This window comes from Metabacillus litoralis (assembly GCF_007994985.1).
Taxonomy (GTDB): domain Bacteria; phylum Bacillota; class Bacilli; order Bacillales; family Bacillaceae; genus Metabacillus; species Metabacillus litoralis.
This window is the reverse complement of record NZ_VOQF01000012.1, coordinates 21,297-45,395: the sequence shown is the minus strand read 5'-3', so window position 1 is coordinate 45,395 and position 24,099 is coordinate 21,297. Positions and strand designations below refer to the sequence as shown.

Annotated in this window: 22 protein-coding genes; 15 read left to right on the top strand and 7 right to left on the bottom strand. The window is 34.5% G+C overall.

The annotated features are described in order from the left end of the window. Positions 1 to 30 precede the first annotated feature (30 nt). From FS935_RS17560 to FS935_RS17520, 9 genes are all read left to right on the top strand, one after another. A complete protein-coding gene (locus FS935_RS17560; protein ID WP_146949944.1) occupies positions 31 to 1,758 on the top strand; it encodes an ABC transporter ATP-binding protein in 1,728 nt (575 codons plus the stop codon). Further along, positions 1,739 to 3,550, top strand: coding sequence for an ABC transporter ATP-binding protein (locus FS935_RS17555; RefSeq protein ID WP_146949943.1), 1,812 nt, complete (start codon positions 1,739 to 1,741; stop codon positions 3,548 to 3,550). The genes FS935_RS17560 and FS935_RS17555 overlap by 20 nt, the downstream gene beginning before the upstream one ends. 722 nt (positions 3,551 to 4,272) lie before the next feature. Further along, the gene (locus FS935_RS17550) at positions 4,273 to 4,884 is read left to right on the top strand and encodes a glycerol-3-phosphate responsive antiterminator (protein ID WP_146949942.1); all 612 of its coding nucleotides are present in this window, start codon (positions 4,273 to 4,275) and stop codon (positions 4,882 to 4,884) included. A 36-nt stretch (positions 4,885 to 4,920) separates the two neighbouring features. Continuing rightward, positions 4,921 to 6,054, top strand: a complete 1,134-nt coding sequence (locus tag FS935_RS17545; RefSeq protein ID WP_146949941.1) for an ABC transporter ATP-binding protein — start codon at positions 4,921 to 4,923, stop codon at positions 6,052 to 6,054. Then, on the top strand, positions 6,051 to 6,989 hold the full coding sequence (locus tag FS935_RS17540) for a carbohydrate ABC transporter permease (RefSeq protein WP_146949940.1): 939 nt from the start codon (positions 6,051 to 6,053) through the stop codon (positions 6,987 to 6,989). The genes FS935_RS17545 and FS935_RS17540 overlap by 4 nt, the downstream gene beginning before the upstream one ends. Continuing rightward, a complete protein-coding gene (locus tag FS935_RS17535) occupies positions 6,986 to 7,798 on the top strand; it encodes a carbohydrate ABC transporter permease (protein WP_146949939.1) in 813 nt (270 codons plus the stop codon). The genes FS935_RS17540 and FS935_RS17535 overlap by 4 nt, the downstream gene beginning before the upstream one ends. Before the next feature lie 56 nt (positions 7,799 to 7,854). Then, positions 7,855 to 9,231 carry an ABC transporter substrate-binding protein gene (locus FS935_RS17530; RefSeq protein WP_146949938.1) on the top strand — a complete coding sequence of 459 codons (1,377 nt, stop codon included), beginning with the start codon at positions 7,855 to 7,857 and terminating at the stop codon, positions 9,229 to 9,231. 170 nt (positions 9,232 to 9,401) lie between these two features. Next, positions 9,402 to 10,142, top strand: coding sequence for a glycerophosphodiester phosphodiesterase (locus FS935_RS17525; protein WP_146949937.1), 741 nt, complete (start codon positions 9,402 to 9,404; stop codon positions 10,140 to 10,142). A 143-nt stretch (positions 10,143 to 10,285) separates the two neighbouring features. After that, positions 10,286 to 11,740 carry an alanine/glycine:cation symporter family protein gene (locus FS935_RS17520; protein ID WP_146949936.1) on the top strand — a complete coding sequence of 485 codons (1,455 nt, stop codon included), beginning with the start codon at positions 10,286 to 10,288 and terminating at the stop codon, positions 11,738 to 11,740. 189 nt (positions 11,741 to 11,929) lie between these two features. Here FS935_RS17520 and FS935_RS17515 read toward each other — a convergent pair whose 3' ends face one another. Next, positions 11,930 to 12,211 (bottom strand): hypothetical protein, encoded by a 282-nt coding sequence (locus tag FS935_RS17515; protein WP_146949935.1) that lies wholly within the window; start codon positions 12,209 to 12,211, stop codon positions 11,930 to 11,932. 175 nt (positions 12,212 to 12,386) lie between these two features. Between FS935_RS17515 and FS935_RS23680 the strand changes: the two genes are divergently transcribed. Next, positions 12,387 to 12,542, top strand: coding sequence for a hypothetical protein (locus FS935_RS23680; RefSeq protein WP_168714490.1), 156 nt, complete (start codon positions 12,387 to 12,389; stop codon positions 12,540 to 12,542). A 26-nt stretch (positions 12,543 to 12,568) separates the two neighbouring features. On the opposite strand, the gene FS935_RS17510 is transcribed toward FS935_RS23680, so the two are convergent. From FS935_RS17510 to FS935_RS17495, 4 genes are read right to left on the bottom strand one after another with little or no spacing between them, the layout of a single operon-like run. Further along, on the bottom strand, positions 12,569 to 12,766 hold the full coding sequence (locus FS935_RS17510) for a hypothetical protein (protein ID WP_146949934.1): 198 nt from the start codon (positions 12,764 to 12,766) through the stop codon (positions 12,569 to 12,571). A 54-nt stretch (positions 12,767 to 12,820) separates the two neighbouring features. Continuing rightward, positions 12,821 to 14,599 (bottom strand): hypothetical protein, encoded by a 1,779-nt coding sequence (locus FS935_RS17505; RefSeq protein ID WP_146949933.1) that lies wholly within the window; start codon positions 14,597 to 14,599, stop codon positions 12,821 to 12,823. Next, the gene (locus tag FS935_RS17500; RefSeq protein WP_146949932.1) at positions 14,574 to 15,476 is read right to left on the bottom strand and encodes an ABC transporter ATP-binding protein; all 903 of its coding nucleotides are present in this window, start codon (positions 15,474 to 15,476) and stop codon (positions 14,574 to 14,576) included. Before FS935_RS17500 ends, FS935_RS17505 begins: the two co-directional genes overlap by 26 nt. Beyond that, positions 15,476 to 15,859 (bottom strand): GntR family transcriptional regulator, encoded by a 384-nt coding sequence (locus FS935_RS17495; RefSeq protein ID WP_146949931.1) that lies wholly within the window; start codon positions 15,857 to 15,859, stop codon positions 15,476 to 15,478. Before FS935_RS17495 ends, FS935_RS17500 begins: the two co-directional genes overlap by 1 nt. 182 nt (positions 15,860 to 16,041) lie before the next feature. Between FS935_RS17495 and FS935_RS17490 the strand changes: the two genes are divergently transcribed. Beyond that, the gene (locus tag FS935_RS17490; protein ID WP_158638638.1) at positions 16,042 to 17,352 is read left to right on the top strand and encodes a globin-coupled sensor protein; all 1,311 of its coding nucleotides are present in this window, start codon (positions 16,042 to 16,044) and stop codon (positions 17,350 to 17,352) included. Positions 17,353 to 17,711: 359 nt separating this feature from the next. Here the strand turns inward: FS935_RS17490 and FS935_RS17485 are convergent, their stop codons facing one another. Next, the gene (locus FS935_RS17485; RefSeq protein ID WP_146949929.1) at positions 17,712 to 17,927 is read right to left on the bottom strand and encodes a YczO family protein; all 216 of its coding nucleotides are present in this window, start codon (positions 17,925 to 17,927) and stop codon (positions 17,712 to 17,714) included. A gap of 130 nt (positions 17,928 to 18,057) precedes the next feature. On the opposite strand from FS935_RS17485, the gene FS935_RS17480 reads away from it, so the two are divergent. From FS935_RS17480 to FS935_RS17470, 3 genes are all read left to right on the top strand, one after another. Further along, the gene (locus FS935_RS17480) at positions 18,058 to 19,947 is read left to right on the top strand and encodes an ABC-F family ATP-binding cassette domain-containing protein (protein WP_146949928.1); all 1,890 of its coding nucleotides are present in this window, start codon (positions 18,058 to 18,060) and stop codon (positions 19,945 to 19,947) included. Between the two features lie 184 nt (positions 19,948 to 20,131). Beyond that, positions 20,132 to 20,851, top strand: a complete 720-nt coding sequence (locus tag FS935_RS17475; RefSeq protein WP_146949927.1) for a 5-formyltetrahydrofolate cyclo-ligase — start codon at positions 20,132 to 20,134, stop codon at positions 20,849 to 20,851. Positions 20,852 to 20,937: 86 nt separating this feature from the next. Beyond that, on the top strand, positions 20,938 to 22,035 hold the full coding sequence (locus FS935_RS17470) for a nitric oxide synthase oxygenase (RefSeq protein WP_193559379.1): 1,098 nt from the start codon (positions 20,938 to 20,940) through the stop codon (positions 22,033 to 22,035). A gap of 55 nt (positions 22,036 to 22,090) precedes the next feature. On the opposite strand, the gene FS935_RS17465 is transcribed toward FS935_RS17470, so the two are convergent. Then, complete coding sequence (locus FS935_RS17465; protein WP_146949925.1) at positions 22,091 to 22,222, bottom strand: YflJ family protein; 132 nt, start codon at positions 22,220 to 22,222, stop codon at positions 22,091 to 22,093. 370 nt (positions 22,223 to 22,592) lie between these two features. Between FS935_RS17465 and FS935_RS17460 the strand changes: the two genes are divergently transcribed. Then, complete coding sequence (locus FS935_RS17460; RefSeq protein ID WP_146949924.1) at positions 22,593 to 24,083, top strand: methyl-accepting chemotaxis protein; 1,491 nt, start codon at positions 22,593 to 22,595, stop codon at positions 24,081 to 24,083. The last annotated feature ends 16 nt before the right edge of the window (positions 24,084 to 24,099 follow it).

The window sequence follows — 24,099 nt, the reverse complement described above, 5'->3', positions numbered from 1 at the left end:
TTTTGTTGTTTTTGCTAGGGGGACACATATATGCTTAAGTTTCGTTCTTATCTTACTCCATACAGAGTGTCTGTTTCAATTGCATTAATTTTAATGTTAACAGAATTAGCTGTTGAGCTTGCACTTCCATTATTGATGGCAAAGATAATTGATGAGGGGATACTACAAGAAGATCTTTCTCTTGTTATGAAATGGGGAGGGATCATGGTTGGGTTGTCTTTCCTTGCCTTTGCTTCTGGTATGATCAACTCATTTTATGCCGCACATGTTAGCCAAAGCTTTGGCTTTGATATTAGGAAAGAAATATTTGTGAAAATTCAAAGCTTTTCATTTGAAAGCTTAGCGAAGTTTCCAGCTGCCTCTCTTGTGACGAGAATGACGAATGATATTACGCAGCTGCAGAACACACTTTTTATGGGACTTAGAATTATGTTAAGAGCACCTCTTTTAGTTCTAGGGTCCGTAGTTATGTCGTTCTTTGTTAACCCTGTATTAGCAAGTATATTTGCTGTTGTTATTCCACTTGTTATTGTTTTTCTTATTTGGATAATGAAGCGAGGAAGTAAGCTATTTCAAATTGTTCAAGCTAAGCTGGACATAGTGAATGATGTGCTTAGAGAGAACTTGATTGGTATGAAATTAATTAAAGCTTATGTAAGAAGAGATCATGAGATAAACCGTTTTTCAGAATCTACGAATTCGTTAAAAAATGCGACAATTACTGGTTTACGGATGATCGAAGCATCAATGCCAATCTTGTTATTTGTGATGAATATTGCGATTTTATTTATTTTATGGCATGGTCAATCTCAAGTGATGAATGGAAATGCTCAAGTAGGGGAAGTTGTTGCAATCGTTAATTATGGATTAAGAACAACAGCTGCTTTATCAATGTTTTCCTTTATTGTTATGTTCCTGTCGCGCTCTCGTGCATCTTCTCTAAGAATATCAGAGGTTCTAGATACGAAGGAGAAAGTTAAAATAGAAGGATCACAGAATGGCTTTCAATTTGGAGAAATAAGATTTGAGGATGTTTCTTTTTCCTATCCTGATGTTGATGAGCTTGTGTTAAAGAATGTCTCCTTTACTATTGCTGCAGGAGAAACGGTTGCTGTAATGGGCGGAACAGGTTCAGGTAAATCTTCTTTATTTCAGTTGATTCCAAGGCTTTATGAAGTGGGTTTTGGAAAGATATATATTGATCAGCAAGAGATAACCTCTATTGATTTAGCTGTTTTACGAAATCAAATTGGATATGTACCACAAGAAGCTGTTTTATTTTCCGGTACGGTAAAGGAAAATATTGAATGGGGAAAATCTGATGCGTCAATGGATGAAATTGAAAGAGCTGCAAAAGCTGCACAAATTGAGGAAACAATTGAGCAACTTCCAGATAAATATGAAACGAGAATAGGACAAAAAGGTGTGAATCTATCTGGAGGGCAAAAGCAACGTCTTTCTATAGCTAGAGCTTTAGTTCGAAAGCCTAAACTTTTACTTTTGGATGATAGTACGAGTGCGTTAGATGTTAAAACGGAAAAAAATCTTTTAAAGGCATTAGAAGGCTATTCTTCGACAACCTTAGTTATTACACAGAAAATATCTACTGCTGAGCAGGTTGATCGAATTTTACTATTGGATGACGGAGAACTTATTGCAGAAGGAAGTCATGAAGAATTGCGGAAGGTATCTCCTCTATATGAAGAAATCTATCAATCTCAAATGGAGGAGGGAGCAAATGTTCAAAGAGCTAACTAATCCTTTTAAATATAAACGAATAAGAAATAAAGAAAAAAGTACTCCTGCAAAAAAGAAGCAGAAGATAAGCTTTAAAGAGGCCTTTATCACATTAAGAAAATTGTGGGATTATTTATCGAATAAGCGGCTTTTATTTACATTGGTTTTAATTATGGTTGTAGTAAGCTCTGTTTTAGGCTTATTAGGTCCATATTTAATTGGAACAACCATAGATGAATATTTTGTCACCAAAAATGACCAAGGCTTGCTTTTTGTATTGGGAATATTAGTTCTTGTTTTTGTTTTTTATTCGTTATCCCTTTTTTTACAAAACTATTGGATGATTGGTATTTCACAATATACAGTTAACAAAATGCGGGAGGATTTATTTCAGCATTTGCATCAGCTACCTATTTCATTTTTTGATAAAAGACAGCATGGTGAATTAATGAGCCGTGTAACGAACGATATAGAAAATGTTAGTTCTACTTTGAATAGTTCAGTGATTCAAGTTGTATCAAGTGTCCTGACATTAGTTGGTACCATCACTGTAATGCTCCTTCTTAGCCCTCTTTTGACAGCCATCACATTAGTGATTGTTCCATTAATGGTATTAGGGTTAAAGTGGATTACAAGCAGAACAGGAATACTATTTAAACAACAGCAGCAGCATATTGGTGAATTAAATGGATATATTGAAGAAATCATTTCTGGGCAAAAATTAATAAAAGCATACTCTCAGGAAGAACGAGTGATTAATACCTTTACTGAAAAAAGTAATAAGCTTAAATTATCGGGGTTCTGGGCACAAACAATTACTGGATTTATTCCTAAAGTAATGAATATGTTAAACAATCTTAGTTTTGCTGTTATTGCTGGTGTAGGCGGAATTCTTGCACTAAATGGATTGGTAACAATTGGGATGATTGTCATTTTTGCAGAATATGCAAGACAGTTCACACGCCCATTGAATGATTTGGCCAATCAATTTAATACTTTATTATCTGCCATAGCTGGTGCTGAAAGAGTGTTTGATATTCTTGATGAACAGGAAGAGGAAAAATCATACTCAAAAAATGATCTATCCTCTATAGATGGTAAAGTTGTTTTTTCAGATGTTTCTTTTTCATATGAAGAAGGAGAAGAAAAACAGACAATTGAACATGTGAGCTTTACGGCTCAAGCGGGTGAGACGATTGCTTTAGTCGGACCTACTGGCGCAGGAAAAACAACATTAATTAATCTTATATCAAGGTTTTATGAAACAAATGAAGGCTTCATTTCTATTGATGGAATAGACATTAAAGAAGTTAGCCGTGATAGCTTACGAAAACAAATGGCTTTTGTTTTACAAGATACCTTCTTATTTCATGGAACAATTTTGGAAAATATCAGGTATGGCAGACTAGATGCCTCTGATAAGGAAGTGGAGGAAGCAGCTAGTTTTGCAAATGCTGATTCGTTTATACGAAAGCTGCCAAATCAATATCAAACAGAAATAAATCATGATGGAAATGGCATAAGCCATGGACAAAAGCAGTTGCTTGCAATCGCAAGAGCTATGCTCGCTAATCCGAGAATCCTTATTCTGGATGAAGCGACTAGTAGTATTGATACGATAACAGAGCTAAAAATCCAAGAAGCATTAGCGCGATTAATGGAAGGGCGAACAACCTTCGTCATTGCCCATCGCCTAAACACGATCCGAAACGCAGATCAAATACTAGTACTAAAAGATGGCAAAATTCTTGAAAAAGGAACACACGAAGAACTCGTGGATATGAAAGGATACTACGCTGGAATGGTAGGTTAGGTGCCAGGTTAGGTGCCTGTCACGCCCCGGTTTTTGTAGAAATATGTCAGAGAATAGGGTCAGATCCTTAAAGGGGGTCTGACCCCTTTTTTAAAAAGATAAGAAAGTATAAAATTCTGCACGTAGTTTTGGTGTCTAGCTCCAGGCGCCATCGGCTCGAGGGAAAAAATAACCCCCTTTTTTCCTAGGTCATAAGCCAATCCGTCAAGAAGGTTAAAGAACAACCTTCTAGCCGGATCGTCTTATGCTTGTCGCCTAAGGCTATGCGCCTTGCGCTTTTCTTAAAAGATAAGAAAGTATAAGTTTTTTACGTAGTTTTAGTGTATAGCTCCAGGCGCCATCGGCTCGAGGGAAAAAATAACCCCCTTTTTTCCTAGGTCATAAGCCAATTAGGAATTGAAGGTAAAGAGCACCTTCTATTCCTAATTGGCTTATGCTTGTCGGGGCTGACCAAGGCGCTTACGCTTTTTTTATTTACAAAGAGTAAACAATAGATTTACAAATTAATACAATTTCTTCATATTAGCTTAAAGTTTTGATAGTAAGATGATAGTAATGAATGACAAGTGAATAAAAAGTAGGTTGTGAAAATGAGAAACCATAAAAAGAAATAGGCGTATTACGAAAACGTAGCTCCTGTGTTTTTTTATGGTTTTTTGTTTTGGTTATTATAACTAATCACAGCTTAAGCTTTTACTAGAATTAATAAGGAAGTGAATAGTATGGATATCCACGAGGCTCAAAATGAATTTATAAAACGATTAAGTGAAGATCGCTTAATTGCTTCTATAAAAGATCCGAAAAGCTTAGATCATTTTTTAGAATCTAGCATTCAATCTGCTTTTCTATTAACAGGAAATATTAGTGTGATCAAACGTTATGTTGATTTATTAAAAAAACACAATCGGTTCGTCTTTTTACATATTGAAAAAATCCCTGGCATTAGTTATGACCGTGAAGGACTAAAGTTTATTGCCAAATACGTAAAACCAACTGGCATTGTTACGACTAAAAGCTCACTGATCCAGCTTGCTAAGAAGGAAGGATTACTAACAATTCAACGCTTATTTTTAGTTGATACAGATGCAGTGAAGAATGGGCTGCTGGCTGTAAATGATATCCAGCCACATGCACTTGAAATTATGCCAGCGCTTATTCCTGAAATGATTTCTAAGATTAAGAGGGAAACAAATCTTCCAATTATTACAGGAGGTTTAATAAGAAATCAGCAGCACATAGATTGTGCGCTTGATAGTGGTGCAATTGCTGTTTCAACCGGAAAACCATGGCTTTGGAAAGTGCAAGCGGTGAAAGTAGCACAAAATCCTAAGTAAGTTTCTAAGCGTTATACCAAAAAAGGGAGTGCAATGATGAAAAAAGTTGAATTGAAAAATGTCTCAAAATCCTATGATGGACAAACAAATGTCATAAAAGGTATTGATGTTTCAATTGAGCCAGGTGAATTTTTTGTGTTAGTAGGTCCTTCTGGTTGTGGAAAAAGTACAATGCTTCGAATGATCGCAGGTCTAGAGGAAATTAGCAGTGGTGACCTTTATATTGGAGACTTACTTTCAACGAAAAGATCTCCTAGTCAGCGTGATTTATCAATGGTTTTTCAAAACTATGCCTTATATCCGCATCTTAATGTCGAACAAAATATTACATTTGGTCTTCATACGAAAAAAGTAACAAAAGCTGAACAAAAGAAACGATGTTTAGAGACTGCTAGTATGCTTGGTTTATCTGAACTATTAAATCGAAAACCAAGGCAGCTATCTGGTGGACAAAGACAAAGGGTAGCACTTGCTCGAGCCATTGTGACACAGTCTCCCATTTGCTTAATGGATGAGCCACTATCAAATTTAGACGCTAAGCTACGTGCAAAAATGCGATCTGAGATTAGGCAAATTCAACGAAAATTAGGAATTACCATGATTTATGTTACTCATGATCAAACAGAAGCAATGACCATGGCTGATCGAATGATGATTTTACATAACGGAGATGTTCAACAAATTGGTCATCCTCTAGATATTTATAACAATCCAGCTAATACATTTGTTGCATCCTTTATTGGTGCACCTCCTATGAATCTATTAAATGGGCAAATAGGAGATCATGCACTCATTTTAGGAGATAATCGCTCCATTTCAATTAGTAAGAAGATGATGGATGAATTACCTATGAAACCTATGAATACCGCTAATCTAACGATCGGCATTAGACCAGAAAGTGTTCAGTTAGCAAAGGAAGGAAAAATGAGCTTTTTTGCAGATGCAATCAATGTGGAGGTATTAGGAACTGAAACATTGGTAACCTTTGAAGTTGGTTCGAAGCAATGGATTGCGAAATGGAACGGACAATGGAATATCGATATTGGAGAAAGAATGCCGCTTTATATAAAAGAAGATGATTTGCTACTTTTTGATGCCGATAGTGGTGATTGTATTTGGCACAAAGAAAAAGTTGAGGATAAGCGGACACTTAAGGAGGCTATGTTATGAGTAGTACTCCATCTCTATCCACTGAACAGATTAACGTTAACCAAACGGAATTTAAAGTGAAAAGAGAGCTACCAAACTTTGTAGTAGGTTTACTGTATTTATTACCATCAATCCTTTTATTTAGCATATTTCTATTTTATCCAATGTTACGCACCTTGTATTTAAGCTTTTTCTTAACAGATGGACAGGGTGTACCAATTACATTTGTTGGATTTGAAAATTTTACTTATCTTTTACAATCAACAAGCTTTCAAAAAAGTATAAAAGCAACCATTTTATTTGTCATATATACAGTGCCTGTTGGTGTAATATTGGCCTTATTTTTAGCTGTCATATCAAATGAAAAGGTAAAAGGAATTGGATTTTTTCGAACAATGTTTTCTTCAACAATGGGGATGAGTGTTGCAGCATCATCAGTGATTTGGATGTTCATGTATAACCCAGCAATCGGTATTTTTAATAAAATCCTAGTTGCAATAGGTGGATCTGAAACTCAATGGCTGTTGGATCCAAAGTATGCTCTACTATCAGTTGCTGTCTCTACGGTATGGATGAACACTGGTTTTGCTTTTCTTATTCTTTTAGGTGGATTGCAAAATATTGATGAGCATTTATATGAAAACGCAGATATAGCAGGAGTTAGTTATTGGTATAAGTTACGAAAAATTACGATTCCGATGTTGTCACCGACATTGTTTTTCATTATAACGGTTTCACTAATCAATTCGTTTCAAACGTTTGGACAAATTGACATCTTAACAAAAGGTGGGCCTGTGGAATCTACAAATGTGATTGTTTATTCCATCTATAAAGAAGCGTTTATTAATTACAATGTTGGATCAGCTAGCGCTCAAGCAACGATTCTATTTTTCTGTATTTTAATTGTCACGATTCTTCAATTCAAAATTGGGGAACGGAAGGTGCATTATCAATGAGTATAACAAAGAAAATCGTTATTTATAGTTTATTAATACTATCGTTTTTAATCATGATGTTTCCGATTTTTTATGCATTAATGATTAGCTTTATGCAGGGTGGAGAGGTATTAAGAGGAAATATTATCCCTGAATCATTAACACTAGAAAACTATCAATCTGCTTTTGAAAAGGTTCCACTTATCCAATATTTATGGAACAGCTTCTATGTTTCGTCAGTTGTTATGCTTGGTCAAATTATCGTATCAAGTTTAGCAGCTTTTGCATTTGTGTTTGTTAGCTTTAAGGGAAGAGAATTCATATTCTTTCTTTTTATCTCAACCATGATGATCCCGTGGGAAGCAACAATGGTACCTAACTTCTTAACCATTCAAAAGCTAGGATGGCTAAACTCTTATTCAAGCTTAACCATTCCATTTTTTGCTTTAGCATTTGGTACCTTTCTACTAAGACAGCAATTTAAAACAATTCCAAAAGAATTATATGAAGCATCTCAAGTTGCTGGAATTAGTCGTTTTCGCTTTTTCTGGAATGTTGTTTTACCAGTTTCAAAAACTAGCTTGATTACTCTAGGGATTTATAGCTTTTTAACGACTTGGAATATGTATCTGTGGCCATTGCTTGTGACAAACAACGAAAGTGTTCGAACTGTTCAAATTGGTTTGAAACAGCTGCAATCTCAAGAAATTTCAACTGAATGGGGGGTGGTAATGGCAGCAGTAGTTGTAGTGATACTTCCGACGCTCATTCTCTTGTTCTTAGGTCAAAAACGCTTACAAAAAGGATTAACACAAGGCGCTCTGAAATAATCTTTCACAATACATAAGCTGAAGACAGATTAATGAAAAACAAGGAGGAATTACAAATGAAGAATAAATTTCTAATTATCTTATCTGCGCTTTTATTATTAGTATTAGGTGCTTGTTCTAGCTCCCAATCAAATTCAAAAGGATCTGAAGAAGGAGAAAAAACAGAAGGCACAAAAACAGAAGAAACTGCTGGAAAACAAGAGGTAGTATTTTGGCATGCAATGAGTGGAGATCTTGAAACAGTTTTAAAGGATATTGTTGCAGATTTTAACGCATCACAAGAAGATATCGAAGTTACCCCTGTTTTCCAAGGTACTTATGAAGAAGCACTAACAAAATTCAACACAGTTGCTGGAACAAAGGATGCACCGACGATTATGCAAACATTTGAAGTTGGTACAAAATATATGATCGACAGTGGACATGTGCAACCAGTTCAAAAATTCATTGATGAAGATAATTATGATACATCACAATGGGAATCGAACATTTCAAATTACTACACAGTTGATGGTGAACAATATTCAATGCCTTTCAACTCTTCAACACCAGTATTAATTTATAATAAAGACGCATTTAAAGAAGCTGGTTTAGATCCTGAAAAAGCACCAATGACTTATAGTGAATTAAAAGATGCTTCAAAAAAATTAACAAAAGCTGATGGTGGAGAAACAAGTCAATATGGATTTTCTATTTTGAACTATGGTTGGTTTTTTGAAGAGATGTTAGCTGGACAAGGTGGTCATTATGTTGATAATGAAAATGGACGTAATGGAAATGCGACAAAAGCTACGTTTAATGATGAGCTTGGTTTAAATGTATTTAATTTAATTAGTGACATGTATAATGAAGGAACTTTTTATAATGTAGGTCAAAACTGGGATGATATGCGTGCTGCATTCCAATCAGGGAAAATGGCTATGTATTTAGATTCATCAGCAGGTGTTAAAACAATTGTAGATAATGCAGAATTTGAAGTAGGTGTTTCATATTTACCAATTCCTGATGAAGCAGACAGACAAGGTGTTATCATCGGTGGTGCATCAGTATGGATGTCAAGTGGAATTGAAGAAGAAAAACAAAGAGCGGCATGGGAATTTATGAAGTATTTAACAACTCCTGAGGTTCAAGCAGATTGGCATGTGAAAACAGGATATTTTGCGATTAATCCTGCTGCATATGACCAAGATATTGTAAAAGAAGAATGGAAAAAGTATCCTCAATTAAAGGTAACAGTTGATCAACTTAGTGAAACAAAACCAGGAACTGCTACTCAAGGAGCATTGATTTCTGTTTTCCCTGAATCACGTCAGAAAGTTGTGACTGCTATGGAAAACTTATATCAAGGAATGGATCCACAAGAAGCACTTGATCAAGCTGCTGAGGAAACAAATCGTGCCCTAGAGGTTGCTAATAAAAAGCAAGGAAAGTAATTGAGCATATCCATAGTTACATGACTATCTAGAAGGTTGGATTCATAATAAGATAGTACAGGATATAATGTTAATTTTCATAGTGACCCTTGAAGGAGTTACCTTCTTGGGTCTTTTTCATTCAGAATTTCGTACATACATTGATAGATAATTAGAAAAGAGGGATAAATATGGGAGAAACTAGACAATTCTTCGCACATCGAGGTGTTAGTGGGGAGTATCCAGAAAATACAATGGCTGCTTTTCGAGCTGCTGCAAAAGTGAAGGCACATGGAGTCGAATTAGATGTGCAGTTGACTAAGGATGGTGAGGTGGTTGTTATACATGATGAAACAATCGATCGCACGACGAACGGAATTGGATATGTAAAAGATTTTGTTTGGAATCAGTTAAAAAGATTTGACGCAGGAAGCTGGTTTCATCCTAAGTTTTCCAGAGAATCGATACCATTACTAGAAGAGGTATTACAATGGGTAACAACATTAAATTATCCTTTATTAGTTAATGTTGAGCTGAAAAATGATATTATTGATTATCCGGAGCTTGAGGAAAAGGTGCTACATTTAATTGATATGTTTCATTTACAAAGTCAGTGTATATTGTCTTCTTTTAACAAAGCAAGTCTAAAGAAAATAAATGAGCTTAATGACTCTATAGAAACAGCTTATCTAATCGAGGGAATTCCAGTAGATATTTTAAAAGTGGTAGAAAATATCCCTGTTAAGGCTATCCACTGTGAAGCAAGCTTTGCACAATCTATTATTGGGAAAAAGGTGCAGGAACGTGGATACCCAATACGTGTATTTACCATTAACACGATGAGTGAATACAACAAGTTAATAAAATCTAATGTTTCTGCTATAATAACAGACTATCCTGAAATTTTTTTAGAAAATAAGATCATTGAATAGTTAGATAATAATCAAATTAAATATTTTACTAGAATAAAAATAAAATGTGAGATCATCTCACATTTTTGTTGTTTTATCAAAATAGATTGATTATAATTCTTCTAGAAAGAAAATTCAGTCTTTTCAATAAAGGGGGTAACGTTTTGGAGAATTTTGTGAATGCTTTAAATGGGGTGCTATGGAGCACACCGGTTATCTACATTTGTTTAGGGGTAGGTTTACTATTTTCGATCCTGACACGTTTTTTACAGGTAAGGCATATTAAGGAAATGGTTAAATTAATGTTTGAAGGTAAGAGTTCTAAAGCTGGAGTATCTTCTTTCCAGGCCCTTGCTATTGCATTATCAGGTCGTGTAGGAACAGGTAATATTGCTGGTACAGCAACTGCAATTGCATTTGGTGGACCAGGAGCTGTATTTTGGATGTGGGCAATTGCCTTTATTGGAGCTTCTAGTGCATTCATAGAATCAACACTTGCTCAAATTTATAAAGTAAAACAGGATGGCGAATATCGTGGTGGTCCTGCTTACTATATTGAAAAAGGAATTGGCTGGAAATGGTTTGCGGTAACATTTGCTGTTGCAGCAATTTTAGCGATGGCTCTATTAATGCCAGGTATCCAATCCAATTCGATTGCAGTTGGCTTAGAAAACGCATTTAATATGAATACTACGATTACTGGAATTATACTTATTGCCTTAATTGGTGTTATTATTTTTGGAGGAGTAAAACGTATCGCATCTGTTGCACAATATGTTGTACCCTTCATGGCTATTGGTTATATTGTTGTATCATTAATTATCGTGTTTGCAAACATTGGTGAATTACCAGGTGTACTTAAGCTTATCTTTAGTAGTGCATTTTCATTAGATTCTACATTTGGTGGAATTGTTGGTGCTGCAATTGCTTGGGGAGTTAAACGTGGAATCTACTCAAATGAAGCAGGACAAGGAACAGGTCCACATGCTGCAGCTGCTGCGGAAGTTTCGCATCCAGCTAAGCAAGGTTTAGTTCAATCATTTTCTGTATATATTGATACTTTATTTGTTTGTTCAGCAACAGCATTTATGATCTTATTTACAGGTATGTATAATACAGAAGCACCTGATGGAACAATGCTTGCAAATAACCTCCGAGGTGTAGAACCTGGTCCTGGATATACACAAGCTGCAATTGAGTCAGTTATTCCTGGATTTGGAGCTGGGTTTGTAGCAGTTTCATTATTCTTCTTCGCTTTCACAACAATTATGGCATATTACTATATTGCTGAAACAAATGTTGCATATTTAACTCGTGTTACAAAAAGTAAATGGGCAATGTTTGTTCTGAAGATTGTTCTTTTGGGCGCAACCTTCTATGGTGCGACAAACGAAGCAGCATTAGCTTGGGCACTAGGTGATGTTGGTTTAGGGCTAATGGTTTGGTTGAATTTAATTGCGATATTACTATTAGCAAAACCTGCTCTAATAGCATTAAAAGATTATGAGAAGCAAAGAAAACAAGGACTTGATCCAGTATTCGATCCTAAAGCATTAGGCATTAAAAATGCAGATTATTGGGAAACCGAATATAAAAAGGATAAAGATCAAGCATCTTAAGTCTTTTGAAAAAACACCGGTTAAACAGTATTTCTGTTTGATCGGTGTTTTTGTTTTGTCTCATAATCCTTAGCAATACTCGGAGCTTCACACATCAGTAGTCTGGCGTTTATGACTGAATGTGATTAGGCGGTCAAATAAGCCAAATACCATAGGTTTAAGCTAGAACCTCTATAAACTCCTAATCATTTAACGACCATAAAAATATTCATTTAATTCCCAGGATTCAACCGTTTTGTAAGCAGTTTGTGGATCATAGCCTCTACCCATCAAATAAGCAATTGCTGCAACTTCTCTTAAAGTATGCTGATATGATGTAGCTTGAGCTTCCTTTAATCCATATTGAACAAACGTTTCTACTTGTTGTAATGTATAGTTCTTTAATTGAGTATTCATAGGCTGATTATATTGTTGATGTGCAGCTTGCTCTGAGTATGGAAACTGTGGAGAATATTGATACTGTTGATACATATGTGCATCCAACCTCCTCGTATTTTTTCTTTTTCATCGTATTCATCGCTGGAAAATGAGGAATATGTCCGGACTTAAATTTACATATCAACCGAATGTTTCCTAAAAGTTTTGAGGATAAAATAGAATTATTACGTGCATAGTAAAAAAAGCACGAATGAAGGAGGAATGGGTTATGTCTAAGCAAGGTATGCAAAATAAAGAGCAAACAGCAAAGCAAATTGCAAAGCAGCAAGGAGAAAATGAAGTAGAATTAGGTAGCGATTTTCAAATCGGTAATAGTCAGCATCAAAGTCAAAAAAAGAGTGGTAAGCAAGCAAATAAAAAATAAGATGGGGTCAGACCCCATCTTATTTATCACTTTATTTCTTCTGGTATATGTTCTTCCTCAAGAAAGCCATACCATGTTTCTCCATTCTTTAATATAATTTTTGCGTAATATGATTTTCCTTCAGGGAAATCCATTAAATTTTGTACAACATCTAAAAAATGTTCTTTATTGGTCATGGTAATGATGTTGTTATCACTTCTGAAGAGATTTTCTGAATTGATCATATCTTTATCTATGTGCAGCTCAATATCTTTTTGATATGTTTCTGGAAGCTTAGCTTACTCGATTCTATTTATATCTTTTTCACTGACTGTTAAATCCTCTAAATAATTATGCTGTTCTAACCAATTTGAGATATTTGAATAGGATTTTTTCCATTCAACATTAATAGATTCAGTAAAATAATTAGAAGGTATTTGCTCAATGTTAAAAGTAGCGTCACTACTATCATAGGACAGTTCAATAGTTCCCCATCTACTTGTTGGGTAATACATTGAATCTAGAGTTTGTGAAAGAATATCTGCTTCTATTGCCTTCTTAAAGCTTTCTATGTCTTCCTTCTTAGAGATCGTAATAGCGTTAAAACCCGGAACATTTGGGGAAATTTGTATACTACTAATATCTTCTTCTCTTTTTAATTGAATATAATCAGGAAGTGTTTTTTTATAATCTTCAGCATCCATTACGGGCTTTAAGATCTTTTTCATTTGATCAATTGGAATTTGATATTCTCTTGAAATTGTACTACCATTTTTCAGTTTGTAGATAATCATTCCTTGCATATAGTGCATATTCTCAATATAAGAAGTATTCTCTATTAACTCTCGTTCATCAATAATATGTTCATGTAAATTTCGTATATCTTGAATGTAAAGCTTTGAGTCTGAAAATAGCTGCTGATCGTTACGGTCAGCCTCTTGCAACGTCCATTTATCTCCAAAATAAACCTCGCTTATTTGATCCATTTTCGGAAGTTTGTTTTCATAATGAAATAAATCAGCTCTTATACCAAGCAGAATGATAATGAAAATAACACTATATATAACAAAGCCGGTAAATGCTTTTAATTTGAATATTCGCCATGTTTTTTGCAAAATCATCTCAGCTGCAGTATAGCCGATTAATGCTCCAACAATGTATCCAAAAATTATCCAATTCCAATTAAGTGTCGCTGATATAGAGAAATATGAGCCTCCAAGAGCCATACCGCAAAACGTAACACCATATTTGAAGATTGGTTTTAAAAATGGAAAAGCAATAACCTCTGTTGCTTTCTCAAGCTGTCTGGCTTTGTAAAAACCAAGACCAATAAAGAAAAGAAGAATTGTTAATAATAGATATAGAATGATTTCTAAACTTGAGTATGTATTAATAACACCATATGTACCGATAAAGCGATGAAATGGAGATAAATTTAATAAAGCTTCTTCAGTAAAAGCTGGTGAAAAACCAAATAATAGAAAAGTTAGGTTATAGGTAATCATAGAAACTAGACCTATAGGTAAAAAGAGAAATATATAAGTGAATATGGCTTGTACTGTCGTCATACCTGTAATCATACCAACAGATGAAGTTAGGACAAATAAGAAGCAAGTAAACAAGATATATAGTAATGTCCATGATACTAATTCAGAGATTGAAAGGATACCACTAAATTCATCGATTGTCGTTGTGACGAAGAATGTAATACAAGATGTAAGTAATATTGGAATAAGGAGTAATAGTAAACCACTTATAATATGACTAACATATAAAGTTTCCCTACGAATAGGTAAACTGTGAGCTGTATCAACAGAAGCCTCAGTTTGTAAGTATCTAAAAATTAACAGACCACAAGCAATTGGGATGGAAAATAGTATGATTGCTTGTATTTCAGTATTTATCATAAAATAGTTTTTATAATCTGAAAATATTATATATTCCCTGTCTGCAAGCTGTAGCATTTCTAATGGAAGTGCAAACAAAAGTAAAATGAAATATACGATGCAAATCCACCCATGCTGTCTTAAATCTTGTTTAACAACTATGGGCTTAAAGAAGGATTTTTTCGATTTCATAGCCAATATCCTCCATTTCATAAATAAATATTTCTTCAAGTGTTAATGGTAATAAATCATATAAAATAACCTCAGTCGAGGAGATAACTTTATTAATTTCTTCTTCCTTTCCTCTTACTATGAGAAGAGAAACACTACCTCTTTTCTCATAATGAAGGATAGTTAGCTGATTTAATAAATGCTCTTCATGTGTTGGATCTGCTAGTGCAAGTTGGATTTTATGTGTATCACATTTTAAATCGTCAATTTCTTTTTCGATAATGATTTTTCCATTATGCATAATTCCCACATGATCACATAAATCTTCTATTTCTCGTAGATTGTGAGAAGAGATAATAACTGTCATTTCCCGTTCTGCTACATCTTGAAATAGTAGATTTTTAACCTTTTGCCTCATTACAGGATCAAGCCCATCAATTGGTTCATCTAAAATCAGTACATCAGGCATTGCTGATAAAGCAAGCCAAAATGCAACCTGTCGTTTCATTCCTTTTGAAAGACGATGTACTTTTTTATTTAAATCAATTTTAAAAGCACTTTTTAGTTGATCAAAACGTTGTTGATTCCAAGCAGGGTAAAACTCTTTATATTGTGCCGCCATATTAGCGATGGTTGCTTGAGGGAAAAAATATAGTACATCTGGAATAAATACAACACGTTCCTTAACAGAGACATTTTCAAATGAGGGTAACTCATTTATGGTAATTTCACCTTTATCAGGCTTATTGATTCCAGCAATTATTTTTAATAAAGATGTTTTTCCAGCACCATTTGATCCTAACAATCCATATATAGATCCCTTCTTAACTGAAAGGGATAGTTCGTTAATTGCTAACTGTTTATTATACTTTTTACTAATGGAATGAACTTTTATCATTAATGTTTATCCCCTTTTGTTTGTTGATGAGCTTGATCAAAAAGCACAAATAAATCCTCTTTTGTTAAACCAAGATAAATTGCCTCAGCAATAAGCTTTTGAATATCTGTTTTTAATTCACCTAATTTATTATCATTTGGCATTGATTCAATTGCAGAAACAAAATTCCCCTTTCCTTTAATTGAATATAGATATCCTTGGCTTTCCAATTCTCGATATGCCCGCTGAATAGTATTAGGGTTCACAGTTAATTGACTTGAAAGCATTCTTACAGAAGGTAATTGTTCATCAGGCTTAAGGATTCTGTTAATAATTAATTCTTTAATTTTATCTACTAACTGTTCGTATATGGGTTTTCTGCTTCTAACATCGAGCTGAAACATGAGTAACCCCCTTCTTGTGTTAACTGTACTAATATTGTTAATACAGTTATTGTATAATTTTGCTAATCGAAATGCAATAAAAATTCAATAAAAAGATATTGTAGAGAGAGTAAGTCTTTATATACAAAACTAGTACAAATGTTATACAATGTGAATAGATAGATATTAGGGAGATGGAAACCATGTTAGGATTTGGGAAAAAAGACCGTATTCAGATAGAGGAGTTTATACCTAAAATAGAATTTCCAGACAAAAACAATATTGCTGTAGTAGATGATCAGAATGTTTCAGGCAGATTAGAATATATGGGTGTGACAAAAGAGCATTTAGAACTATTACAAGAAGCACAGCCATTTTTAGTAGAAATGTTAGATGAAATATTGCAAAAGGTGTTAAATCAGTTGTATAAACAGCCAATTCTAAAAGGTATCGCAACTGAGCATTCAACAAGAGAGCGCTTATATAACGTATTTGTTCGATATTTTCAAAGCTTATTAAGTGGACAACTTGATGATCAGTTTTTTGAAATGAGAAAAAGAATAGGCAATACACATAATGGAGCAAACCTACCTGCGTCATGGTTTATCGCAACTTACTCAGCTATAAATACGTTGTTGGTACCACAACTTGTAAAGAAATTTGAAAAAGAGCCAGAAAAGTTAACAAAACTCATTTTGGCGATCACGCATATTACAAATCTTGACTCACAATTAGTTGTAGAAAATTACATTCAAGCTAGAATGAATGAGTTAGAGGAATTAAATGCTTCTAAGGAAGTCCTTCAAAGGGAATTAACTGCTATTAGTCAAGAGGTAGCAGCATCAGTTGAAGAAACAGAAGCAACAGTCTATGAAACAAGTACAAAAGCAGAACAAATTCGTCAAGAAACAGAAACAACACAAAAAAGCAGTAAAAATCTAGTCAATTTAACAAAGGAAAATGAAGTGCAAATGGCTTCGATGATTACAACATTTGGTGATGTAATAGAAAAGGTCAACACATCAATCAGTGGTATTTTTGAACTGAAAGAGAACTCAGAGAAAATATTCGAAATGACAAAAAGCATCGAAGAAATTGCTGATCAAACTAATTTACTTGCGCTAAATGCTTCTATAGAGGCAGCAAGAGCTGGTGATGAAGGACGTGGTTTTGCAGTTGTAGCCACTGAGGTGCGAAATCTTGCTGAAAATTCAAAAATGATGAGTAATAAAATTAAAACATTAGTAGAGAAAAATAATAACTCAACTAATGATCTTGTTGAAAGTATGAAAACGATGAATCAATCAACACAGCAATCACAGACAAAAATAGAACAAGTAAAAGGTGGACTTGTTACTGTTAAGATGGAAATGGAAAACTATTTAACCATGTTTGATCGAAACAAAGAAGATCTTGATTCCATTGTATTGTCAATCAAGGAAATTAATAATACAACTAGCAATCTATCCGTTTTAGCAAATTCTCTTTTGGAAAAAGCTGAGGATGCTCAATAATAGATGACAAAGCTACTTCTGGGGAGGTAGCTTTTTTGTATTTTTTTCACGTAATGAGAGTGTGCACGAAATTATATATGCGTGCTTAAAGGTGTCGAACAGTGTCGGATGGTGGAAGATTTGTATGGCAAAGTTGATTGAATAATACAAGAAGTTGACGGATTAACTGGTTTAGCACATGGACTTAAAGTAGAGTTGAATGAATAATGGCTAAAGTTGAATGATTATCCGGCAAAGTTGAATGATTATATGCCGTAGTTGAACGATTATCGTCAAAAGTTGAATGATTCCATATTTGGCTGCCTGATTTCAAAGAAAAAAGAGCCAATCTACAGCATAGATGGGCTCTTTTTTTAAAGCTACTTATATTTGTCTTCACTAGCAGACTCATCTTTTGTTTTATGTTTCTGTTTTTCCTCGCGTTTTTCTTTTTTTAGGTCTTCCATTGGGATCGGATCTACATGTTGTTCACTTTCAAAGCGGTCAAATAATGTTTCTTTATCTGTTTTGTATTGTTCTGGATGATCTCGTTCTTTTCTTTGATTGTTATTTGCTGAATTCACGATATTCACCACTTTCTACTGTTTGTACTATTCATTACCACAAAGTGACAGTGGGAAAACCTTTTCAAGTTTGCTTTTCTTCGCATTGAGAGCCTATTATGCTGTACAATAGAGGCATACTGTTTAGAAGGATTGGATAATTATGAGCATATTACAAGCTGAAAATTTATATAAAACATATGGAGAAAAGGTGTTATTTGACCATATTTCTTTTAGCATTGCAGCAAAACAAAGAATTGGTTTAATCGGTGTTAATGGAACAGGAAAGTCTACTTTATTAAAGGTGATTTCAGGTATTGAAACAGCCGATTCTGGTGAAATTACGCATTCTAATTCACTGAGAATTGAATATTTACCACAGCAGCCAGAGCTTGTGGAAGGTTTAACAATACTTGAGCAGATCTATTATGGTGATGCTCCGATTATGATGGTAATGAGAGAGTATGAGCTTGCGTTAAGCGAGCTAGAAAAAGATCCTGAAAATGAAACCAAGCTTAAGCATCTTATGAATATGCAGCAAAAAATGGATCAGCATGATGCCTGGGAAGCAAATACTGTTGCGAAAACAGTGTTAACAAAGCTAGGAATTACAGATTTTCAAAAACAAGTAACGTATTTATCAGGTGGTCAGAAAAAACGAGTGGCGATTGCAAAAGCACTTATTCAGCCTGCTGATATTTTAATATTAGATGAACCAACAAACCATTTAGACAATGAAACAATAGAGTGGCTTGAAGGGTTTTTAGCCGGTTATAGTGGATCGATTGTTTTGATTACACATGATCGTTATTTCTTAAATCGTGTTTCAAATCAAATCTTTGAGCTTGATCAAGGTCAGTTGTATACGTACTCTGGAAATTATGAAGTGTTTTTAGAAAAAAAGGCTGAAAGAGAAATCAATGCAGAGAGTGCTGAAGAAAAAAGGCAAAACCTATTAAGACGTGAGCTTGCATGGCTTAGACGAGGTGCTAAGGCAAGAACAACAAAGCAAAAAGCTCGCATAGGTCGCGTGGAGGATCTACAAGATCAACAAGGTCCTGCCGTTAAAAAGGATTTAGACTTTGCAATCGGCTCTACTCGATTAGGAAAAAAAGTGCTTGAGCTTGAAAATATCTCAAAGTCATATGATGGTAAACAGCTTATTAAGGATTTTAACTATTTAATTACTCCAGGTGAAAGACTTGGAATTATTGGGCCAAATGGTACAGGTAAATCAACACTTTTAAACATTATGGCTGGAAGAATATCACCTGATCAAGGGGTAATTGATGTTGGTACAACAGTTAAAATTGGTTTTTATACACAAGAGCAGGAAGAGATGGACGAGAATCTTCGTGTTGTCGAGTATATTAAAGAAACAGCTGAGGTTGTTTATACAATAGATAATCAAGTGATTACAGCTGAACAAATGCTTGAAAGGTTTTTATTCCCTCGATCTGCTCAGTGGACATATATCCGAAAGTTATCAGGTGGAGAAAGACGTCGCCTTTACTTATTAAAGGTTTTGATGGAAGAGCCTAACGTTCTATTTTTAGATGAGCCGACAAATGATCTTGATACACAAACATTAAGTGTATTAGAAGATTATTTAGATCAATTTCCAGGTGTTGTATTAACAGTTTCACATGATCGTTACTTTTTAGATCGTGTTGTTGATCACCTTGTCGTATTTGAAAGTAATGGAAATATTTCACGTTTTCAAGGAAGCTATTCTGATTATATGGAAGAAAAAAAGCTTCAGGAAATGCTACAAGAAAAAGAGCCAGCATCAGAGAAAGCTGGTTATAAAAAAGAAAAGAAAAAACGTCTTTCTTATAAAGAACAGCAGGAATGGGAAGGAATTGAAGATAAGATTGCAAGTCTTGAGGAACGAAAAGAGCAGCTTGAACAAGAAATTGCCGCAGCTGGCAGTGATTTAGGCAAGGTACAGGAACTATACAAAGAACAAGAGAAGAACGACGAAAAGCTTGATGAAACAATGGAAAGATGGGAAGAACTATCATTACTTGTTGAAGAAATTGAAAATACTTAATTAGATTTTTCAGAAAAAAGTCCTAAAAAGAACTTAAAGTAGTGCTATGCTTTAAGTTCTTTTTAATAGCACTTGTGCTAAGCTTTGGCATGATTCTGCAGGATTTTATCAAATAATCTAGCTATGAGTTGGAACAAAACAAATTACACCTGTTCATTACATACTAGAAAAACGGAGCAAAACAATGAAAACAAAAGACGAAATAAGGCAAAAAGTTTGGAAACAGCTAACAGATGAAAAAAATGGTCGATTTCCATTTCCTTTAATCAATCGAATACCTAATTTTAAAGGTGCTGAAAAAGCTGCAGCCCATATTACAACATTACCTGAATATAAGGCAGCAAAAGTGATAAAAGTAAATCCTGATTCACCACAGCTACATCTTCGAAAGCAGATCTTACTTGATGGTAAAACATTATTAGTTCCTACTCCACGCTTAAAGGCGGGCTTTATTATTGTGAAGCCTGAATGGGTTCCAGCGGGTGAAGAAAGACGTGCTGCAAGCCTAAGTCATATAAAATCATATGGAAAAGAAATCCCTTTAACAGAAATCCCGCAAATTGATTTAATGGTTGTTGGTTCTGTGGCAATTCATCAAGATGGAAGAAGAATTGGCAAAGGTGAAGGATACGCTGACCGAGAATATGCGATTTTAATGGAGCTCGGTAATCCGCCAGTTACGATTGTAACATCCATTCATAGTACACAATTAGTACATGATGAAATCCCACGAGATACATATGATTTAACAGTAGATTGGATCGCAACTGAAGAGGGGATCGTTAAGACGAACACTCCATATGAAAAGCCAACGGGGATAGAATGGAAACATGTTTCTAAAGAAGAAATGGAAGAGATGCCAGTGTTACAGCAGCTTTGGGATTTAAAATATAAACAAACCTAAGTTTAAGATCGTTATTATTGGACGATATGAAAATGTAAGAGTAAGATAGAAGCCGTAAACAAGTATGACTACAAGAGGTGACCAAATTGGTTGCAAACACACAACTGTTAAAAGAAGCAGAACAGTTTATTCACACTTCATATAACGAACTTGGCAAATCAGAGGTTGAAATAGAAAGTAGATTAACTGAGATCAAAGTAGAGATAGAGAGTAAAGGACTATACGAGCATACAAATGAAGAATTAACATATGGAGCAAAAGTGGCCTGGAGAAATAGTAATAAATGTATTGGACGCTTATTTTGGAATACGTTGACGGTATTTGATGAGCGACAAGCTAATACGGAGCAAGCTGTTTTTAAGGCATTGGAAAACCATACTGCATTTGCTACAAATGGTGGGAAAATTAGGCCAGCTATTACGATTTTTAAGCCAGATAATGGTGAGGAAGACCGGATACGGATATGGAATCATCAGCTTATTCGATATGCAGGATATGAGACAGAATACGGTTTTTTAGGTGATCCAGCATCAATTGAGTTTACTAAGCGATGCGAACAGCTGGGCTGGAAGGGAGCAGGAACGAACTTTGATATTCTACCTCTCGTTATCCAACAAAATAACAATACACCACAGTACTTTTCATTAGCAGATGAACTAGTGTTGGAAGTGGAGATCACTCACCCAACTATTGAAGAAATAGCAGATCTACATATGAAATGGTATGGAGTTCCGTTAATTTCCGATATGAAACTAGAAATTGGTGGGATTGTGTATTCTGCTGCTCCATTCAATGGCTGGTATATGGAAACAGAAATAGGAGCGAGAAATTTAGCGGATTCCTTTCGATATAATCTATTACCTAAAGTCGCTTCGATCATGAATTTAGATACGAAAACTCATGCGAATTTGTGGAAGGATAGAGCTTTGCTTGAACTAAATGTGGCTGTGCTACACTCTTTTAAAAAAGCTGGAGTAAGTATTGTCGACCATCATACTGCTGCACAGCAATTTAAACGATTTGAGCAAAATGAAACAGATAGCTCTAGACAAATAACAGGTGATTGGACTTGGTTAATACCGCCAGTATCACCAGCAACAACACATGTGTTTCATCATAGCTATGAAAATAAGATACTGAAACCTAACTACTTTTATCAAGAGCCACCTTATGAACATGGGTAGAGCACTTATTAAGGACAGACCCCAAAATTAAATAGTGGGGTCTGACCCCATATTGTTACCTACTATGTTTATCTAGTAAGTTAGCTAGAAAATGTTTTTTGTAGCTTTCGAGTTTTTTCTCTTCATGACGGCGAACACCCATCTTTTTTAATTCGTTTACGTACCAACCTTTGCTTCCGTTATGCATCAAAAACACCCTTTCAAATTTAATTCTAATAAACTCCGTCAAAAAGACGGGACAAAAATAGCCACTACTCCTTTAGGAATAGGGGCTACTTTTGATTTGTGGTGCCATTGTAACATCTATAAAAAGATGTGAAAAGGGGTGTTTTTTATCGAATTTTCATTGAAAACTGTCATGAAGGGATTTTACAGAAAAAAATTTTTTTGTGATTTTTTTGGTAAATGAAGGCTATGAATCATTAAAATATTCAACTATATCAAAATAACTAAAAATTTTTAATTTTATCGACAAAATATGATACGTATCGTCTATTTTCTATGATATATATGATAATAGTAGGAAGTCTATCTTACGATATAGAGGGGGTACATGTATGAGTGTGATGGAGAAAATGATCATTACGGATATAACAAAAAAGAATACATTAATGTTTGTCACGTTTTCGATATCAGCATTATTAGCTGTTGTAAAAATCTTGGTTGTTCAAGATATCATCAAAGTAATCTATTATGGAACAGAATTGGTTTCGTTTATATTAGTTTATTTGATTTTTCAAAAACTATTAAAAAAGCCAGTATGGTTTCCATATATAAGTATCATTCTTATTTATGCATTTGTGATTAGTTCTCTATTTGTCTTCGAACCAAATTCAGAGATTATTATGATCACAATATTTCTAACATTGATTTCTTCTATTCATATGAAAAGAGACATATTTGCGTTAGGTTATTGCTTAGGATTAGTGACGATGATTTTATCATTTATTTTGAAGCAACCGAATAATCTAGCGTTAGAAACAATTTATCCCGCATCATGCATTATATACGGACTGATGGGTGTAGTTCTCGGTGTTGTGATCCATTTAAATTCGCAACAATTTAAACAACTGCAAAACTTTATTGCTGTTGCAGAAAAAGAGACAAAAGAGAAAGAAGAACAAAAGCATCATTTAGAAGAAAATGTATCAGGTATTGTAGAAGCGATTGCACAAGCAAATAAGCAAGTGCAAGGTAGTATGCGGGCACAAAAGGACATGCAGGTCGCAATTCAAGAAGTAGCGGCAGGAAGCCAGAATCAATCTGAGCAGATCAATGAGATTTCGCAAAATGCACGACAAACTATGGAGTCTATGCTGCAATTGCATTCTGTTTCAAATGAATTGAAAACTGACTCTAGTCGAGCAAGTAACACAATTGTTGAAAGTCAACAGTATGCTACAGAACTGAATACTGATATGAATGAATTAAAAACAATGATATCTCAATTAGATCAAACATTCTTATTGCTTTCAAACACAATAACTGAAATGAATACTTTAACAAATTCTATTAAAGATATTACTGATCAAACAGGGTTATTAGCTCTGAATGCATCGATCGAGGCTGCAAGGGCAGGTGAATCTGGTAAAGGCTTTTCAGTTGTTGCTACTGAAATAAGAAAATTAGCTGATGTGACGAGAGCAACAACTGAAAAGATCAATGGAAACCTACAAACTCTTAATGATAGCAATGCAGCAGCAGTTACAAAGCTTGAAGAAAGTCATTTAGTTATTAATAAAGGAGCTATTTCAACAGAAAAAGTAACAAATTCTATTACTGGGGTAAAAGCAACATTGGATCATTTATCAGATGAGCTTGAACAGTTTACTATATTTGCAGAAAGTGTTAAAGGACAATCTGCAAATGTTGAATTATTAACAAATGATTTAGCTGCGATAATCGAACAATCTTCAGCTAGCATGCAGGAAATGAGTGCGACAATTGACAATTTGACTCACGATAATTTAGCAATAGCAGATCTAATGGAGCGCACATCATCTAGTGCGGAAAATATTAGGAAAGCAAGTTTATCTGGAGTATCTTAAGAAACTAGCATAAAAA

Bases quoted from the DNA above. Each gene is read 5' to 3' on its own strand.
- FS935_RS17460 (WP_146949924.1), top strand. From the start codon at position 22,593: ATGAGTGTGATGGAGAAAATGATCATTACGGATATAACAAAAAAGAAT.
- FS935_RS17535 (WP_146949939.1), top strand. From the start codon at position 6,986: ATGAGTATAACAAAGAAAATCGTTATTTATAGTTTATTAATACTATCG.
- FS935_RS17500 (WP_146949932.1), bottom strand. From the start codon at position 15,476: ATGATAAAAGTTCATTCCATTAGTAAAAAGTATAATAAACAGTTAGCA.
- FS935_RS17515 (WP_146949935.1), bottom strand. From the start codon at position 12,211: ATGTATCAACAGTATCAATATTCTCCACAGTTTCCATACTCAGAGCAA.
- FS935_RS17465 (WP_146949925.1), bottom strand. From the start codon at position 22,222: ATGCATAACGGAAGCAAAGGTTGGTACGTAAACGAATTAAAAAAGATG.
- FS935_RS17560 (WP_146949944.1), top strand. From the start codon at position 31: ATGCTTAAGTTTCGTTCTTATCTTACTCCATACAGAGTGTCTGTTTCA.
- FS935_RS17550 (WP_146949942.1), top strand. From the start codon at position 4,273: ATGGATATCCACGAGGCTCAAAATGAATTTATAAAACGATTAAGTGAA.
- FS935_RS17490 (WP_158638638.1), top strand. From the start codon at position 16,042: ATGTTAGGATTTGGGAAAAAAGACCGTATTCAGATAGAGGAGTTTATA.
- FS935_RS23680 (WP_168714490.1), top strand. From the start codon at position 12,387: ATGTCTAAGCAAGGTATGCAAAATAAAGAGCAAACAGCAAAGCAAATT.
- FS935_RS17495 (WP_146949931.1), bottom strand. From the start codon at position 15,859: ATGTTTCAGCTCGATGTTAGAAGCAGAAAACCCATATACGAACAGTTA.
- FS935_RS17545 (WP_146949941.1), top strand. From the start codon at position 4,921: ATGAAAAAAGTTGAATTGAAAAATGTCTCAAAATCCTATGATGGACAA.
- FS935_RS17475 (WP_146949927.1), top strand. From the start codon at position 20,132: ATGAAAACAAAAGACGAAATAAGGCAAAAAGTTTGGAAACAGCTAACA.
- FS935_RS17540 (WP_146949940.1), top strand. From the start codon at position 6,051: ATGAGTAGTACTCCATCTCTATCCACTGAACAGATTAACGTTAACCAA.
- FS935_RS17525 (WP_146949937.1), top strand. From the start codon at position 9,402: ATGGGAGAAACTAGACAATTCTTCGCACATCGAGGTGTTAGTGGGGAG.
- FS935_RS17555 (WP_146949943.1), top strand. From the start codon at position 1,739: ATGTTCAAAGAGCTAACTAATCCTTTTAAATATAAACGAATAAGAAAT.
- FS935_RS17510 (WP_146949934.1), bottom strand. From the start codon at position 12,766: ATGATCAATTCAGAAAATCTCTTCAGAAGTGATAACAACATCATTACC.
- FS935_RS17505 (WP_146949933.1), bottom strand. From the start codon at position 14,599: ATGAAATCGAAAAAATCCTTCTTTAAGCCCATAGTTGTTAAACAAGAT.
- FS935_RS17530 (WP_146949938.1), top strand. From the start codon at position 7,855: ATGAAGAATAAATTTCTAATTATCTTATCTGCGCTTTTATTATTAGTA.
- FS935_RS17480 (WP_146949928.1), top strand. From the start codon at position 18,058: ATGAGCATATTACAAGCTGAAAATTTATATAAAACATATGGAGAAAAG.